The 15785-nt window shown below is 64.2% G+C and carries 15 protein-coding genes; 6 read left to right on the top strand and 9 right to left on the bottom strand.

The window, feature by feature from the left end; genetic code table 11:
- Nucleotides 1-32 precede the first annotated feature (32 nt).
- On the top strand, nt 33-2345 hold the full coding sequence (locus EOC94_RS18475; protein WP_127292411.1) for a glucose/quinate/shikimate family membrane-bound PQQ-dependent dehydrogenase: 2313 nt from the start codon (nt 33-35) through the stop codon (nt 2343-2345).
- 9 nt (nt 2346-2354) lie between these two features.
- Here EOC94_RS18475 and EOC94_RS18470 read toward each other — a convergent pair whose 3' ends face one another.
- The 3 genes from EOC94_RS18470 to EOC94_RS18460 are packed head-to-tail and all read right to left on the bottom strand — an operon-like array spanning nt 2355 to nt 4833.
- Nucleotides 2355-2606: a hypothetical protein gene (locus EOC94_RS18470; RefSeq protein ID WP_101954435.1), complete on the bottom strand. Its 252-nt coding sequence runs from the start codon at nt 2604-2606 to the stop codon at nt 2355-2357.
- Between the two features lie 48 nt (nt 2607-2654).
- Nucleotides 2655-3449: a class I SAM-dependent methyltransferase gene (locus EOC94_RS18465; protein ID WP_126105912.1), complete on the bottom strand. Its 795-nt coding sequence runs from the start codon at nt 3447-3449 to the stop codon at nt 2655-2657.
- Between the two features lie 10 nt (nt 3450-3459).
- Nucleotides 3460-4833: a cytochrome P450 gene (locus EOC94_RS18460; protein WP_126105913.1), complete on the bottom strand. Its 1374-nt coding sequence runs from the start codon at nt 4831-4833 to the stop codon at nt 3460-3462.
- Between the two features lie 211 nt (nt 4834-5044).
- On the opposite strand from EOC94_RS18460, the gene EOC94_RS18455 reads away from it, so the two are divergent.
- Nucleotides 5045-5950 carry a dienelactone hydrolase family protein gene (locus EOC94_RS18455; RefSeq protein ID WP_127292409.1) on the top strand — a complete coding sequence of 302 codons (906 nt, stop codon included), beginning with the start codon at nt 5045-5047 and terminating at the stop codon, nt 5948-5950.
- On the opposite strand, the gene EOC94_RS18450 is transcribed toward EOC94_RS18455, so the two are convergent.
- Nucleotides 5951-6856: a DMT family transporter gene (locus tag EOC94_RS18450; RefSeq protein ID WP_095483363.1), complete on the bottom strand. Its 906-nt coding sequence runs from the start codon at nt 6854-6856 to the stop codon at nt 5951-5953.
- A gap of 89 nt (nt 6857-6945) precedes the next feature.
- Between EOC94_RS18450 and EOC94_RS18445 the strand changes: the two genes are divergently transcribed.
- Nucleotides 6946-7425 (top strand): Lrp/AsnC family transcriptional regulator, encoded by a 480-nt coding sequence (locus tag EOC94_RS18445; protein WP_127205082.1) that lies wholly within the window; start codon nt 6946-6948, stop codon nt 7423-7425.
- 41 nt (nt 7426-7466) lie between these two features.
- On the opposite strand, the gene EOC94_RS18440 is transcribed toward EOC94_RS18445, so the two are convergent.
- A complete protein-coding gene (locus EOC94_RS18440) occupies nt 7467-7664 on the bottom strand; it encodes a hypothetical protein (RefSeq protein ID WP_006335908.1) in 198 nt (65 codons plus the stop codon).
- 250 nt (nt 7665-7914) lie between these two features.
- Nucleotides 7915-8403 carry a thioesterase family protein gene (locus EOC94_RS18435; protein WP_127292406.1) on the bottom strand — a complete coding sequence of 163 codons (489 nt, stop codon included), beginning with the start codon at nt 8401-8403 and terminating at the stop codon, nt 7915-7917.
- Between the two features lie 98 nt (nt 8404-8501).
- Between EOC94_RS18435 and EOC94_RS18430 the strand changes: the two genes are divergently transcribed.
- The 3 genes from EOC94_RS18430 to EOC94_RS18420 all read left to right on the top strand — a co-directional run bounded on the left by EOC94_RS18430 (nt 8502) and on the right by EOC94_RS18420 (nt 14665).
- Nucleotides 8502-9914 carry an FAD-linked oxidase C-terminal domain-containing protein gene (locus EOC94_RS18430; RefSeq protein WP_127292404.1) on the top strand — a complete coding sequence of 471 codons (1413 nt, stop codon included), beginning with the start codon at nt 8502-8504 and terminating at the stop codon, nt 9912-9914.
- A gap of 105 nt (nt 9915-10019) precedes the next feature.
- A complete protein-coding gene (locus EOC94_RS18425) occupies nt 10020-10541 on the top strand; it encodes a hypothetical protein (protein WP_126105922.1) in 522 nt (173 codons plus the stop codon).
- Between the two features lie 116 nt (nt 10542-10657).
- Complete coding sequence (locus tag EOC94_RS18420) at nt 10658-14665, top strand: AsmA family protein (protein WP_127292401.1); 4008 nt, start codon at nt 10658-10660, stop codon at nt 14663-14665.
- Between the two features lie 2 nt (nt 14666-14667).
- On the opposite strand, the gene EOC94_RS18415 is transcribed toward EOC94_RS18420, so the two are convergent.
- From EOC94_RS18415 to EOC94_RS18405, 3 genes are read right to left on the bottom strand one after another with little or no spacing between them, the layout of a single operon-like run.
- Entirely contained in the window at nt 14668-14892 is a 225-nt protein-coding gene (locus EOC94_RS18415) for a ribbon-helix-helix domain-containing protein (protein ID WP_126105924.1), read from the bottom strand.
- Nucleotides 14893-14912: 20 nt separating this feature from the next.
- Complete coding sequence (locus tag EOC94_RS18410) at nt 14913-15158, bottom strand: DUF4169 family protein (RefSeq protein ID WP_095483369.1); 246 nt, start codon at nt 15156-15158, stop codon at nt 14913-14915.
- An 18-nt stretch (nt 15159-15176) separates the two neighbouring features.
- Nucleotides 15177-15710 (bottom strand): SspB family protein, encoded by a 534-nt coding sequence (locus EOC94_RS18405; protein WP_127292538.1) that lies wholly within the window; start codon nt 15708-15710, stop codon nt 15177-15179.
- Nucleotides 15711-15785: the final 75 nt, after the last annotated feature.

The raw sequence follows: 15785 nt of genomic DNA, 5'->3' as shown, positions 1-15785 counted from the left end.
GCGAAGCGCGCACCAGTCGAAGGAGCATCGTCTTGGCTGTCGTCGTTACCTCCCTCATCCTTTTCCTCATCGGCCTGGCGCTTGGTGGCGGCGGCATCTGGTTAGCTTCGCTGGGCGGCAGTTGGTACTACATCATTGCTGGCATCGCCTTCCTCGTCGCTGGCTGGCTGCTCTACAGGCGCAAATCCATGGCGCTGTGGCTGTACGCGGCGATCGTCATCGGCACGCTCTGCTGGGCGGTCTGGGAAATCGGCTTCGACTGGTGGGAACTCGGTCCGCGCGGCGGCATCATCGTGCTTATCGCGTTGTGGCTATTGACGCCGTGGGCGCGGCGCGGGCTCACCGGTCCCGATGGACGCGCGCCGCTGATCCTCGCGGTGCTGGCGTCGCTTGCCGTCGCCGGCTATTCGATGACAACCGATCCAAAGGATATCGCCGGCGAACTCAATACCGATGAGGTGACGCCAACGGCCGACCTCGGCGGCAACGTGCCAGCCGGCGAATGGCATTTTTACGGCCGCACCCAGTATGGCCAGCGCTATTCGCCGCTCGACCAGATCACCGTCGAAAACGTTGCCAATTTGCAGCCGGCCTGGACCTATCGCACCGGTGACGTGAAAGGGCCCGACGACGTCACTGAGACAACCTATCAGGTGACGCCGCTGAAGGTCGCCGACACGCTCTACATTTGCACACCGCACAATTTCGCCATTGCCATAGATGCCGCGAGCGGCAAGGAGAAATGGCGCTTCGATCCCCAGGTCAAGCTGGACAAGGACCGCCAGCACCAGACGTGCCGCGGCGTGTCCTATTATGCCGATGCCAAAATCGCCGCCGGCCAGCCCTGTGCAGCACGCGTCTATCTGCCGACATCCGACGCCCGGCTGATCGCGCTCGACGCCGCGAATGGCCAGGTCTGTCCCACATTTGCCGAAGGCGGCACGTTGAACCTGCTCGCCAACATGCCATATCCGAAGCCGGGCTATTATTATTCGACGTCGGCGCCGCTGATCGTCGCCAACAAGATCATCGTCGGCGGCGCGGTCAACGACAATTATTCAACGCAGGAGCCGTCCGGCGTCATCCGTGCCTTCGACGTCGACACCGGCGCCCTGATTTGGAACTGGGATTCGGGCAATCCGGACCAGACGACGCCACTGGCACCGGGTCAGACCTATACCAACAACTCGCCCAACATGTGGTCGACGGCGAGCGCCGACGAGAAGCTCGGTTTGCTCTATGTGCCGCTCGGCAACAAGACGCCGGATCAGCTCGGCGCCGGGCGGAGCGCCAATGACGAGAAATTCTCCTCTTCGGTCACAGCGCTCGATCTCAACACCGGACAATTGCGGTGGGTGCGGCAGACCGTGCATCACGATCTCTGGGACATGGACGTGCCGGCGCAGCCGACGCTGGTCGACATCACCACGGCTGCCGGCGTCGTGCCGGCGCTGGTCGGGCCGACCAAACAGGGCGACCTCTATGTGCTCGACCGGCGCAGCGGCGAGCCGATCGTCCCGATCAACGAAGTGCCGGCGCCGGGCGGCGCGATCGAGGGCGACCACACCTCGCCGACGCAGCCGGTTTCGGACCTGAGCTTCAATCCGAAGCCGCTGACCGGCGCCGACATGTGGGGCATCACCATGTTCGACCAGCTGGCTTGCCGGATCGAGTTCCTTAAACTGCGCTACGAGGGCCGCTACACGCCGCCGTCGCTGCAAGGCTCGCTGATCTATCCCGGCAATTTCGGCACGTTCAACTGGGGCGGCGTGGCGGTCGATCCGGTCCGGCAGGTGATGTTCGGCATGCCGACATACCTGGCGTTCATCTCCAAGCTGGTGCCGCGCGCGGACGTGCCGCCGCCGGGCGATACCAAAGGCAGCGAACAGGGCCTCAACCGCAATGAAGGTGCGCCTTATGCAGTGATATTGAAGCCGTTTCTGTCGCCGCTCGGCATCCCCTGCCAGGCACCGCCCTGGGGCTATGTCGCGGGCGCCGATCTCAGGACCGGCAAGATCGTCTACAAGCATCGCAACGGCACCGTCTACGACATGACGCCGCTGCCGCTGCCGTTCAAGGTCGGCGTGCCGGGCATCGGTGGGCCGATGATCACCGCCGGCGGCGTCGCCTTCCTTGGTGCTGCGGTCGACGACTTCTTCCGCGCCTATGATCTGACGACCGGCAGGCAGCTCTGGCAGACCCGGCTGCCGGCCGGCGGGCAGTCGACGCCGATGACCTACACGGTCGCCGATGGACGCCAATTCGTGGTCATCGTCGCCGGCGGCCATGGCTCGGTCGGCACCAAGCCGGGGGATTATGTGATGGCCTACACGCTGCCGAAGTAGAGAGTTCTTTCAGAGGCCAGGATTGCTTTTCACGCTGCTTGCAGGCCGGCGCCGGTTGCTGCGGACCTTGACCATCGATCGCCTGGTGGCAGCGAAGGCTGCGGACCGGAGCGTCAGTAGGGCAGCGCCGGCAAGCACGAATGCGCTTACGAGGATCGGGGTGGGGAAGGTCATGCGCGTTTGTTCCTTCTTGTCAGAGCCAGCCAGCGTGGGCGACGTCACCACCAGCAGCTTTCCTTTATATTGTGGCAGGAACGTCAAGATTTGCCATCAATTACAAAAACGTGATGACGGCGTGGCGCGATCGCGTTACGGCTTTCGCGCCGAGACCAGCAGATAGGCCTTGGCGACAGCGCCGAAATAACCAGCGATGAGCCGGCAGACGATGGCGGTGCCGAGGCTGGACTTCAGGCTCATGGTGCCTTTCGCCCGTTCCGATGCCGGCCACGCGACGAGGCTGCGGCGGAAGCCGCCAAGGCAATTGTCGGTGGCGTCTTCTACCTTGACGTCCTGAAAGCCGGCCACGCCGAACAGCACCCGGTAGGAAGCAATGTCGGAGACCAGATTGGCCCTCGGCACGCCAAGGCGATCAGAGATTGCAGAGGTGAAGCCCCGAAACAGGATGTCGGACAGCACCAGCACGCCGCCGGGCTTGAGCACCCGGAAGGCTTCCGCGACGAAAGCCGCACGCGTATCGAAATGGAAGGCCGCCTCGACGCAGATGACCGCGTCGAAACTTTCGTCGGCGAAGGCGAGCTTGACGGCATCCATCTGCAGCACCGCTGCGCCGGGAGCGTTCTGGCGCGCCGTCGCAACCTGGGCGGCGGAGATGTTGATGGCGGTGACGGCCTCCGGCGGATAGGACAGCAGCAACCGTTTCGTCGATGCGCCGAGCCCGCAGGCGACGTCGAGGATGCGGCCGTCCTTCTTCGGCAGCCGCGCCAGCAACGTGTCGACAAGCGCTTCGCTGGCTTCGCGCTGCGACGTGGCGCCCGTCGCCCAGTAGCCGAAATTGTAGAATCCGCTGCCGCCGTAGTAGCGGCGCTGCTTGCTGCTCTTCATGACCCGGTCGTAGATGCGGATCATTTTCTGCTGCGCGACCATTGGCAGTTTCCTATGTCAGTGCCGGGATCACGACGAGCTCGCGGAACCGGCCGGTCGCCCGGACCGAACGGGCAGCCTCGCCGCGCGGGCGCATGATCACCTCGACGTTGCCGATCGGCGCCAGGGTTACTCTGGTGCGGTAGGCGATCCGCGCTGCCGGCGACAGCTCCACCGAGCGCTTCGACAGGATGGTGGCCAACGCGATCTTCATCATCTGCAGGCCGAAGGTGACGCCGGGGCACATGTGGCCGCCTGCGCCGAATACCGTGTACTGGAACGGCGATGGCCGGATTGTGGCCCAGCGGTCCGGCCGAAAGCTGTCGGGATCGGGATAGAGCGATGGATCGCGGTTGATCGTCATGGCGCTGATCAAAACCAGATCGCCGCGGGTAATCGGCTCTGCGCCCAGTATCGTCGTCCTGGTCGCCCTGCGCATCTGCAAGGGCACCGGCGGGAAAAGCCGCATCGCTTCCCTGATCGTTGCGTCGAGCAGCGGCAGCGTGCCGATCCGGTTCATTGTAGCAGGCCTGCCGCCGGTTGCCGCGTCGATCTCCGCGACCAGTCCTGCCATGGCGTCCGGATGCTGGGTGAGCAGGATCACGGTCCAGGCCAGCGCGTTCTGGCAGGTGTCATAGGCAGCGCCGAAGACGAAGCTGACGATGCCGCCGATCAGTTCGACCGAGGGTGGCTTGCCCACCTCGTCGGTGTTGTTGACGAGGATCGACAGGATGTCCTGCGCGTCCTTGTTGCCGCGCTTTTCCTCCGCCCAGGAAAGGATGGCGCGTTCCTGACCCTCGGCCTCGCGGAGCCAGCGGAAGAAAGCGGGGGTGGGGACGATCCAGCTCGCCTGCATCGCCCGCGCAATCATCTCGGCGATCGGCATGGCGCGCCGGTGGTCGTCGCCGAAGAGAAGGCCGATCGCCAAATGCTTGGCCATCGTCTTTGCGGCCTCTGTCAGCGGAAAGGCGGCGCCGAGCGGCCAACTCGCGACCTGTTCAGCGGCGATCCGCGCCATCTCAGGGCTCATCGCCATGACGGCTGGTCGCTTCAGCGGCGGTGCGAAAAGTTTGCGATAGTGCTCATGACGTTCGCCGCGCAGTCTCGTCATGCCGTAGGACAGGCGTTGTGAGGCGCCCGACCTCTTGCTGGTCGCACTGATCTGGACGTTGCGCCAAGTCTCGGTATCGGACAGCATGGTCTTGTAGAGTTCGGCATCGGCGATCATGAAGACGCGGCGCGGCTTTGCCGCGGTCGAGTGCGGGTAGTCAGCGCGGATGAAGAGGCCGAAGGCGCGATGCGCGTTACGCGCTGCCGTCAGCGGTTCGGCCGCGAAACGGGCCATCAGCCCGAGCGTGCGCCATTTCCCCACTTTGTATGCCAGCATGCCCCACCCAAGCTCGACATAGCCGCAAGCTTACGGATGTCCCCTTGGGCATCCTAAGGAAAACGCTCCGGCGGTCCATAGCTAATGCAGGCCGACCGACATTGTGGAGCGCGCTGCGTGCTGGGACCTCACTCATCCGTGACTGGATCATGCCGGCTTCTACCCTATGTTGCGCGGCGGGAGTATTTCCAGAAGCCGAGGAGAGCGCGCCATGACGAAACCGAGCCCTGCCAGCCCAGCCGTCACGAGACCCGCCATTACCCAGGCGATGATCGACGCCTATGATGAATACACGCATCTGACGCTCGACCGGCGGCGCTTCATGGAACAGTTGACCAGGCTTGCCGGATCAGGTGCGGCGGCCGCCGCAATCGCACCACTGCTGGCGGCGAATTCAGCCCGGGCGGCGATCGTTGCCGAGGACGATTCACGCGTGACGGGCGAGGACATCAGCTATCCCGGCAGCGGTGGCGAGATGAAGGGCTATCTGGTCAAGCCAGCCGGCCAATCCGGCAAGCTCGGCACCGTCATCGTCGTGCATGAGAACAGAGGGCTCAACCCGCATATACGCGATGTGGCGCGGCGCGTGGCGCTGGAAGGGTTCGTGGCGCTCGCCCCGGACTTCCTGTCGCCGCTCGGCGGCACGCCGGCCGACGAAGACAAGGCGCGTGACCAGTTTTCCAAGCTCGATCCGGCGCAGACCACCGCCAATGCGGTCGCAACGGTCGCTTTCCTCAAGAGCTACGCGGATGGCAACGGCAAGGTCGGCGCGGTCGGCTTCTGCTGGGGCGGCGGCACGGTGAACACACTGGCTGCCAACACGCCGGATTTGGCTGCCGCCGTCGCCTATTACGGGATGCAGCCGAAGGCCGAGGATGTGCCGAAGATCAAGGCGGCGCTGCTGCTGCATTATGCCGGGCTCGACACCCGCATCAATGCCGGTATCGACGCCTTCAAGAAGGAACTCGATGCAGCCAAGATCGAGTACACGGTCTATGTCTATGAGGGTGACAATCATGCCTTCAACAACGACACATCCGCGGCCCGCTACGACAAGAACGCGGCGGACCTCGCCTGGGGCCGGACGAGCACCTTCCTCAGGGAAAAGCTGGCCTGATCAGACATTTGCCGGTTTGTGGAAAGCGACGCCGGCCACCACCAGCGCGATGCCGAGGCAATCGATGGGGCTGGGTATCTGGCGGAGCACAATGACGCCGATCAGCGTGGCGGTGACCGGCAGCAACGACAGCATCAGCGCGAAGCTCGATCGCGGCAGCCGCGACATGGCAAGCTGGTCGCAGATATAGGGGATGACCGACGAGCAGATGCCGACGCCGATGGCGGCGATGAGCAGTGGCGGGGCCGAGAAAGCCGGCAACGCATCGCTGAAGCCTATCGGCAGCACGATGAGGAAGGCCACCGCCATGGCGGCACCAAGGCCGGCGATGCCGTCGCCAGCGCCGGCGCGGGCGACGCGATGGCCAAGCACGATGTAGCCAACGAACAGGGCGCCGTTGAGGAAGGCCCAGAACAGGCCGATCGGGTCGCTCGACCATTTGACGTCGATCAGCAGCAAGGTGCCGATGACCGCAACGGCAAGCGCGCCGAGATTGCGCGGGCTTCTGACGCCGACCAGCGCGACACCGATGGTGCCGACGAATTCGATCGCCGCGACCAGCGAGATCGGCAACCGGTCGAGCGCCAGGTAGAAGGAGCAATTCATCACGCCCAGACAAGCACCAAAGGCCAGAAGCAACAGTCGTGTCGGCCGGTCGGCGCGGGCAAAGACCGTCCACGGCCGGGTCATTGGCGCGAAGACCAGGGCGGCCGTGACGATGCGCAGCCAGGCCATGCCGAGCACGCCGACATGCGGGAAAAGCAGCACGGCGAAAGCCGGCCCGAGATAATGGAACACGGCGCTGACACCAAACCAGACATGCGGCGGCAGCGAGGTCGCCAGCTTGCCAAAGGCAGGGCCGGCGAGGGCAGGGCTTGCCGCGGGGGCTTGCGCTGAATCATCCATTGGATCACTATCGCAGGCTTTCTTTCCGGTTTATATGGATAATGATCAACCAAAGAGACCATTGATCTTCCAATGCCAAGGATTTTTCGTTGAAACGCCTTCGAAACGAAAATGCCGACCTGGATGCGGCGGATCTGAAAATCCTGCGCCTATTGGAAAAGGATGCGCGCACCAGCACGGCTGAACTGGCGCGCTCGGTCGGCCTGTCGGCGCCGAGCGTGGCCGAGCGCATCCGGCGGCTGCAGGAGAGCGGCGTGATCGAGGCCTACACGGTGCGGATCAATCCGGCCGCGCTCGGCATGAAACTATCGGCATGGCTGCGGATCAGGCCGGTGCCCGGGCAACTGGCTGTGGTGGCCGAGATCATCCGCGATTTGCCGGAAATCGCCCAGTGCGACCGGGTGACCGGCGAGGACTGTTTCATCGCGCTGGCGCATGTCGGCTCGGTGGCCGAGCTCGAACGGGTGATCGACCGCATCATTCCGTTTGCGATGACCAACACCGCGATTATTCAGTCGTCACCGGTGGTGGCGCGTTCGCCGCTGGGAGCGCTTAAGGAGTCGGCTTGATTCTCAGGGAAGGGCAATGCTGGCCTCGGCGTGACCTCCGATCAGGCGTGCCCGCGTTTCATCCGCGCTTGCTTCAGTATGGCGCGCCAGCGGATCATGGCGAAAGGGATCGGCTCGTTGTTGTTGGCGATGTGAAAGATCTCGTTGTTGAGGTTCTTCAGTGAGCGCCAGAAGTCATAGTCGCTAATGCGTGGGTCGGCCGCTAGCCTGTCCGCCTCGACCTTGATGTCGGTTTTCATGCACGTTCCCCGAACCGCTTCCGCCCAGCCGCCCGTATCGCAACTCGATAGGGACGGTTCTCGACCGCCGTGCTGAGTCGTTCAACGCCTCAATTCGGCTTGTTCACGTTAAAACCTCGGTAAGGTTAACGGCGGTCGGGTCGCGGTTCAAGCCGGCTTACAACGAATGGCTGTCAGTCAACAGCGGATAGTGGCTTTAGGGCAACGACACGCATGAAAACAATGGCTTAGCATTGCCCTCGGAACACTTTTAACCGCGGCGCGCCTTGATACCGATCGAACGGCCGGCGCGCTCCGGCATCGGCAGCGCGGCATGAGCGGCGCGCATGGCCTCGATCTTGGCCAGCACATCGGCCGGAAAGGGCGCCACTTTCGGTCCAGACATGTCAACATGGAGCGACAGCGATTCGGAAGTAGCAGCGAGCCAACCGTCGACATGGCGGATTTCCTGATAGGCTCTCAGCCGCTTTTCGTCGTGATCGAGGAGCTGGAAGGAGACTATGACCTTGTGGTCGAGATGCAGCTCCCTGACATAGCAGACATGGACTTCGGCCGTGTAGATGGTCAGCCGCCGCTGCTTCACATACTCCTCCATCCCCATTCCCATCATTTCGAACGCTTTGTCGGAGCAGCGATCGAACAGCACGTTGTAATAGGCCATGTTGAGATGGCCGTTGTAGTCGATCCAGTCCTTTTCGATGGCCATGGCACGAGAGACGAAGGGGGCGGGGATGGGCATCGAAAACTTCCTTCTCGCTGGACAGAGCGTGGTCGGTGAGACTACGCATCCATAAACGAATAACGAGAGTGGGCGCTGGTCCATTCGCGGAGGAATCGATGGCTCTGAGCGACCTCAATCCGGTCGAGCGCAATGAAGAAGGGATCGCCGCGGTGCTCGGCATCCTCAAGCAGCGGCTGGGTGAGCGGTTCCAGACCGGCGAGGCGATCCGCGCGCAGCACGCGCATACCACCACCTATATCCCGACCCAGGCGCCGGATGGCGTGGCGTTTCCGGAGACGACGGCGGAGGTGCAGGAGATCGTGCGCGCCTGCGCAGCGCACCGCGTGCCGGTGATCGCCTTCGGCGTCGGCTCCTCGCTGGAGGGCCACACCAACGCGCCGGGCGGCGGCATCTCGCTGGACACGTCGCGGATGAACCGCATCCTCGCGGTCAACCCGCAGGATCTCGACTGCACGGTCGAGCCCGGCGTGACGCGCGAGGATCTCAACCGGCACCTGCGCGACACCGGCCTGTTCTTCCCGATCGATCCGGGCGCGAATGCGTCGCTCGGCGGCATGGCGGCGACGCGGGCGTCGGGCACCAATGCGGTGCGCTACGGCACGATGCGCGAGAATGTGTTGTCGCTGACGGCGGTGATGGCCGACGGCGAGACGGTGACGACCGGCAAGCGCGCAAAAAAGAGTTCGGCCGGTTACGATTTGACGCGGCTCCTGATCGGCTCGGAAGGCACGCTCGGCATCATCACCCAGCTGACCCTGAAGCTGCAGGGCATTCCGCAGGCGATTTCCGGCGGCGTCTGCCCGTTTCCCAGCGTCGAGGCGGCCTGCAACGCTGTGATCGCGACGATCCAGATGGGCATTCCGGTGGCGCGCATCGAACTGGTCAACGCGCTGCAGATGCGGGCGATGAAGAGCTATTCGAAACTCGACTATCCCGAAAGCCCGTGCCTGTTCGTCGAGTTCCATGGCAGCGACGCCGGCGTTGCCGAGCAGGCCGAGACCTTCGGCATGATCGCCGAAGAATATGGCGGCGGACCATTCCTGTGGACCAGTGTCGCCGAGGAGCGAACGAAGCTGTGGAAGGCCAGGCACGACGCCTATTGGTCGTCGCTGACGCTGCGGCCGGGCGCCAAGGGGCTGTCGACCGACGTCTGCGTGCCGATCTCGCGCTTTGCCGAATGCGTCACGCAAACCGAGGCCGACATTGCCGAAATAGGACTGATCGCGCCGATCGTCGGCCATGCCGGTGACGGCAATTTCCATGTGCTGGTGCTGATGGACGCGGACGATCCGAAGGAAATCGCGGCGACGGAAGAGTTTGTCGCGCGGCTGAACATGCGGGCGATCGGCATGGATGGAACCTGCACCGGCGAGCACGGCATCGGACAGGGCAAGGTCGGCTTCCTGCGCCATGAGCTCGGCCACAGCGTCGACATCATGCGCACGATCAAGCAAGCGCTCGACCCGCTGAATATCATGAACCCTGGGAAGATACTGCCGGCCGCATAGTGGACGAAGATCAAATGGTGCTCGGCTTGACCGCACCACCATTTGGACCGAGGCTCCAAGGACATGAGGTTTTGAGGCAGGCGTCACAGACGGAGGAATGGTGTCATGGCGATTTCACGCAAGGAAGAGGCTCGAGCGCTAAGCGCCGACGAACATGCTCTCGTCGAGAAGTCGCACCATCCGGCGGTGCAGGATCTTGCCGACGCCGAGCTTTCCGGCCTGGTCAAGCTGTTGCGGGAGCGGCGCGACAAGGCGCAGGGCGAGGCGCATCGGCGCCGCCGCGAGATACGCGGCAAGGGTGCGCCAAAAGGAGCTGCCGCCTCAAAGGCCGACGGTGGCTCGCAGCTGAAGCTCGAGGTTCTGGCGATGGCCATGCGGCGGCTCAATGGCGAGGCCGAACGCCGCCGCCAGTTGGCGGCGCGTGTTTCGCTGGTCGACAATGCACGCAAGGCGCTGTCCATGAAGCAAGGCGCTGCGGCAGACGGTCCTGAGTTCAACACGCGCACCGCGCACAAAGGCATGCGGGCGGTGGTGAACCAGAGGGCGCCGAACCTGGTTCGGCCGATGGAACTCGGCCGACAGCGCAAGGCGGCCAAGGTGGCGCAGGCAAAGCGCGACGCTCGCTGAGTTTTCTTGGCTACCATCTTTTGCTCTAGAAGCCTGTCGGCCGGGAAATTGCCACTTTATCGACACGCGGATGCGGGTAGAGTGCGGCTGATTTTCAATCAACTGCTTCGGAGCTGATGCTCGCACGCCTGTTCGTGATCTTCGGTGGCCTTTTCGTGCTGGTGCTGTGTGCGGCGCTGGTGGTGCCGTACTTTATCGACTGGACGGGCTACCGTGCCGATTTCGAGCGCGAGGCGAGCGCCATTCTGGGCCGCAAGGTAACCGTTCAGGGCGATGCGACGGCGAGGCTGCTGCCGTTTCCCTCGGTGACCTTTTCGAACGTCACTGTTGCCGGCGGTCCTGCCGGCCAGCCGGCAATGACCGTCGAGACTTTTTCGATGGATGCGGAACTGGCGCCCTTCCTGAGCGGTGAGGTGCTGATCTTCGACATGCGGCTGGTGCGGCCGAAGGCGACGATCGACATTGCCGCCGACGGCACTGTCGACTGGACGATGCGCCCGTCGTCGCCCTTCGATCCCGGCCAGATCTCGATCGAGAAGCTGACAGTGACGGACGGAGAGATCGCGCTGCGCCATGCCGCCGGCGGGCGCAGCCATCTCATTTCCGAGATCAATTCGACGATCTCTGCCAAATCGCTGGCCGGGCCTTGGCGGATGGACGGCTCGCTGCGGCTCGACGGCCTGCGCAGCACCGTCATCGCGTCCACAGGCAGGGCCGGCGGCGACGGGCAGATGCGGCTCAGGCTCAAGGCCGATCCGGATGCCTATCCGCTGGTCGTCGAGGCCGACGGCAATGCTGTTATCGTCAACGGCGCCGCGATCTATTCGGGCCAGTTCAAGGTCGCAGGTTCTGACAAGAATGGCGCCGACAAGAGTTCGGCGCTGATTGACGGCGCGGACAGTGGGACGATAAAGGCCAGCGCCGGCAAGCCGGAGCCGGGATTCAGGCTGAACGGCAAATTCTCGCTCGACCACCGGAAGCTTGGTGTCGATGAATTCCGCTTCGAGACCGGGCCGCTCGACAATCCTTACACCGCCGACGGTAAGGCTGCCGTCGAGCTTGGGCCGAACCCTCGCTTTTCGATCGAGGCCAATGGCGCGCAGGTACAGTTCGATGAGGCGGTTGGTGCCGCGGCCGGCACTGGGCTGACGCTGTCGGCGCGTGTCGCGGCGTTGGAGCAGGCGCTGCTCGATTTGCCGAAGCCGACCATACCGGGCACCGTCGAGGTGAAGCTGCCGGCGGTGGTGGCCGGCGACACGACGGTTCGCGACGTCCGCCTTTCCGCCGAGCCGGCCGATGCCGGCTGGTCGGTGAAGTCGCTGGCCGCGACGCTGCCCGGCCGCGCTAGGCTGGAAGCAAACGGCATGCTTAGCGTCGAGGATCATTTCGGCTTCACCGGCTCGCTGCTTCTGGCCGTGGGGCAGCCTTCCGGCTTTGCCGCCTGGCTGTCGAAGGATGTCGACGAGGCGATCCGCCGGCTGCCGGCCGCCGGCTTCAAGGCAAAGGTCGACCTGACCGGTAAGCGCCAGGCCTTCAGCGACCTCGAGCTCGTTCTCGGCAAGGCGAAATTTTTGGGCCGCATCGATTCCAGCCAGCCCGACGATGCCAGGCCGTCGGTGCTGATGCGGCTCGAAGGTGGCGAGCTCGATGTCGACGGCCTCGCCGCCTTCGCCTCGATCTTCATCAGCGACAAGGGTGCCAACCGTTTTTCCGACCGCGACCTCGATTTTCAGATCAAGGCTGGGCCGGTCAATGCCGGCGGGTTGACCGCCGATACGGTCGATACGGCGCTGAGATTGCGCGACGGTCTGCTCGAAATCGACCGGCTCTCGGTTGGCGGGCTTGCCGGCGCCTCGATCAGCGCCACCGGCCGGATCAAGGATTTCCCAGCGAGCCCGACCGGCAAGCTCGATGCCTCCGTGGTCGCCGTCGACCTCAAGCCGTTGGTCGATGTCGCGGCGCAGCACTATCCGGGCAACGCCGTGCTGAAGGGGCTGGCAGCGCGTGGGGCGGCCTATCCCGAGCTGTTCCAGGATGCGCGGGTCGATCTGGTGACGAGTGCCGCCGCCAATGGCGATGGCACGACGGGACTGGCGGTCAGCGCGCAAGGCAAGGCAGGCGGCTCGGCGTTTTCGGCGTCGCTGTCCGGCAAAGGGGTAGCCGATCGGCTTTTCGAGGCACCGGTGTCGCTGACGTTCAACGCCAGGAATGCCGACGCAACCGCGCTCCTAGCGCTTTACGGCCTGCCGGCGCTGCCGCTCGGCATGGTTGGCGAGGCGACCACCGACATCTCGGCAAGAGGCACGCTTGGCGGCGGCATGATGACGAGCTTCAGCCTCGCCGGCGACGACTTCAAAGCCGGCTTCGACGGCACGGTTGCCGGCACGCCACAAGGCCCCACCGCCAAGGGCAAGGTCAGCCTGGAAGCCGCCGACATCGAGCCTTGGCTGATGACGACAGGCGTCGGCTTGCCGGGCATGGGGACAGGCATGTCGACGTGGCTTGCGGCCGACGCCGACTTCGGCAATGGCCTTCTGGTGTTGTCCGGCCTCAGCGGCGCCATCAACGAGGCGGCGGTTTCAGGTGACGTCAATGTCGACGTCAAGGACGGGGTGCCGCATCTTGCTGGCGCGCTGGCGCTCGATGAACTGGATCTCGATCCGATGGCGGTGGCACTGTTTGGCGACCAGGCCTTGCTGAGCACCGGCGGGGCTTGGCCGACTGCTCCATTCAGCCAGAAGTCCAGCCTGCCGTTCACCGCCGAACTCGACCTGACCACGGCATCGCTGGTCGCCGGCCCGCTTGCCACAGCTTATGACGCGGCGCTTTCGCTGAAGCTCCACCAGGAAGGCATCCGCGTCTCGGACCTCAAGGCAAAGTTCTCCGGCGGTGCGCTTTCCGGGCTATTCGAGCTGAAGAACAATGACGGCACCGGGCTTTTCTCCGGCCAGATGAAACTTGCCGGGGCCGATCTGGCCACCGTAGTGCCACAGGCCGGCATCAGCGGAAGCGGCGATTTCTCGGCGACGCTTTCGACCAGCGGCAAATCGGTCGATGCGATGATTGCGGCGCTGTCCGGTTCCGGCACGGCGGCGCTGAAAGGCTTGACTGTTGCCGGCGTCAATCCTGACGCCTTTGGCGCCTTCATCGCCAAGGCCGACGCGATCGGGCGCGATATCGATGCGGCCAAGACCGCCGGTTTCGCGCCGCAGATCGCCGCAAACGGCAGTTTTCCGGCTGGGGATACGGACATTGCCTTCACAATTGCCGGCGGCACGCTGAGGGCACCGCCGGTCAATCTTGAAAATCCGGCGGCGACGCTGTCCGCCGACATCACGGCGGACCTGAATGCCAGCACGGTCGCCACCAGTGGTTCGATCACTTATCGGCCCGGCGACGAAGCGCTGGTAGGCTCCGATCCGACTGTGAATTTCAGCGTCGATGGGCCGTTTGGCGCCGCGAAGCGGCAATTCGACAGTGAGCCGCTGGCGCAGTTTCTGACCCAGCGCGCACTTGAAAAGGAGCAGCAGCGGGTCGAGGCCATGCAGGCGGCACTGCTTGAAAAACAGCGGTTGCGGCGCGAGGTGCGCTACTACGCGGCCCTGCAGGCCGAGCGTGACAGGGCAGCCGAGGAATTGCGCAAGCAGCAGGAAGCGGCGCGGCTGCAAGCCGAGGCAGATGCGAGGGCGAAGGCTGAAGCCGAGGCAAAGGCTCAAGCCGAGGCAAAGGCTCAGGCTGAAGCGGAAGCGAAAGCCAAGGCGGATGCGCAGGCGATGGCTGAAGCCGAGGCCAAAGCGAAGACCGAGGCGGAGGCAAAGGCCAAGGCGGATGCCGAAGCGAAGGCCAAGGCGGCGCAAAAAGCGGCGGACGAGGCGGCGAAGGAACAGCAACGCCGGAAGGCGGAAGAGGCGATGCGGATCGCTTCGGAAGAAAAGGCCAAACTCGACGCCGAACGCAGGGTCGCCGCCGAACGTAGGGCCGCCGCGGCGCGGGCGCAGAAAGTGGAGCGCGCGCCTCAGCCGCCGCCGGCCAATGACAACCCACCGCCAGCAGAATCCGCGCCAAAACCCAAGCTTGAACCTTCGTCGATCGACAGTCTGCTGAAGTCGCTGGGCGGGGGGTAGATCTACCTTTCCATCCCTCGCTTCGCCCAATCCAAGACGTAGAGCCTGAGCGCCGAAGACAGGTTGGCATCGCGCGGCCGGGCCTCGTCGATTTCGGCGACGAGGGCGGCGAGCGTCAGTTTGCGCGCTGCCGCAATGGCGACGAGATCGTCGAAAAACGGCTTTTCGAGCGAATAGCTGGTGCGATGGCCGCGTATGGTCACCGAGCGTTTCTCGACCGGGCTCACCGGGCGTGACTCACTTCACTTCAAGCATCGGATTTGTCCGAAAACCGCGGCGCACTTTTCGGTCCGATGTTGGGGGAATCCGGATCGCTCGAGGTTTTGCGGCGATGGCCGGCGACGAATTTCTCTGCCTTGTCGGCGATCAGACGGTCACGCTCCCGGTCGGCCTTGGAACGGCCGTGCAGCGTCCGGTTCTGTTCGGCCAGGCGCTCCTTGTCGGCTCGTGCCTTCTGCTTGCGGGCCTGGCGGAGGTTGACGATGTCGGCCATATAGCGCGGCCCGTCGGATCACTTCTTGCGGAAGGCGTCGAGCGACACCACTTCGGCGCTCTTGGCGGCGGCGTCGGCCGCGGCAGGCTTCTTTTCGGCCTCAGTGGCCTTCTTCTTCTCAGGCTTCTTCTCGGCGACGATGGCCAGCGGTTCGGAAGCGGGCTGGCCGGCCAATTCCTCGTCCGCCGAGGTCTCCGTCTTCACGTCGAATTCGAGCTCGAAATTGACGGACGGGTCGTAAAAGCCGCGCACGGCCGAGAACGGGATTTCCAGTTTTTCCGGCACGTCGGAGAAGGACAGCCCGACCTCGAAGCCGGTGTCGGTCACCTTCAGGTCCCAATACTGGAACTGGATGACGATGGTCATCTGTTCGGGATAGCGCTCGCGCAAGCGGGAAGACACGCGCACGCCCGGGGCGCCGGTCAGGAAAGTGATGAAGAAATGATGGTTGCCGGGAAGGCCGGTGCGCGCGACCTCGGCCAGGACCTTGCGCATGACGCCGCGCAATGCCTCCTGGGCCAGAATGTCGTAGCGGATGTGGTCGTCGGCCATGTGGCTGTCGGGTTCCATTGAATCGTCTGCATAGCTGTAATCAAGCTTGAGCGCGGCGTAAACCGGATATAGACG

Origin of the sequence: Mesorhizobium sp. M6A.T.Ce.TU.016.01.1.1, from assembly GCF_003997065.1 — a bacterium.
Classification (GTDB): domain Bacteria; phylum Pseudomonadota; class Alphaproteobacteria; order Rhizobiales; family Rhizobiaceae; genus Mesorhizobium; species Mesorhizobium mediterraneum.
This window is presented reverse-complemented; position numbering and strand designations above follow the sequence as displayed.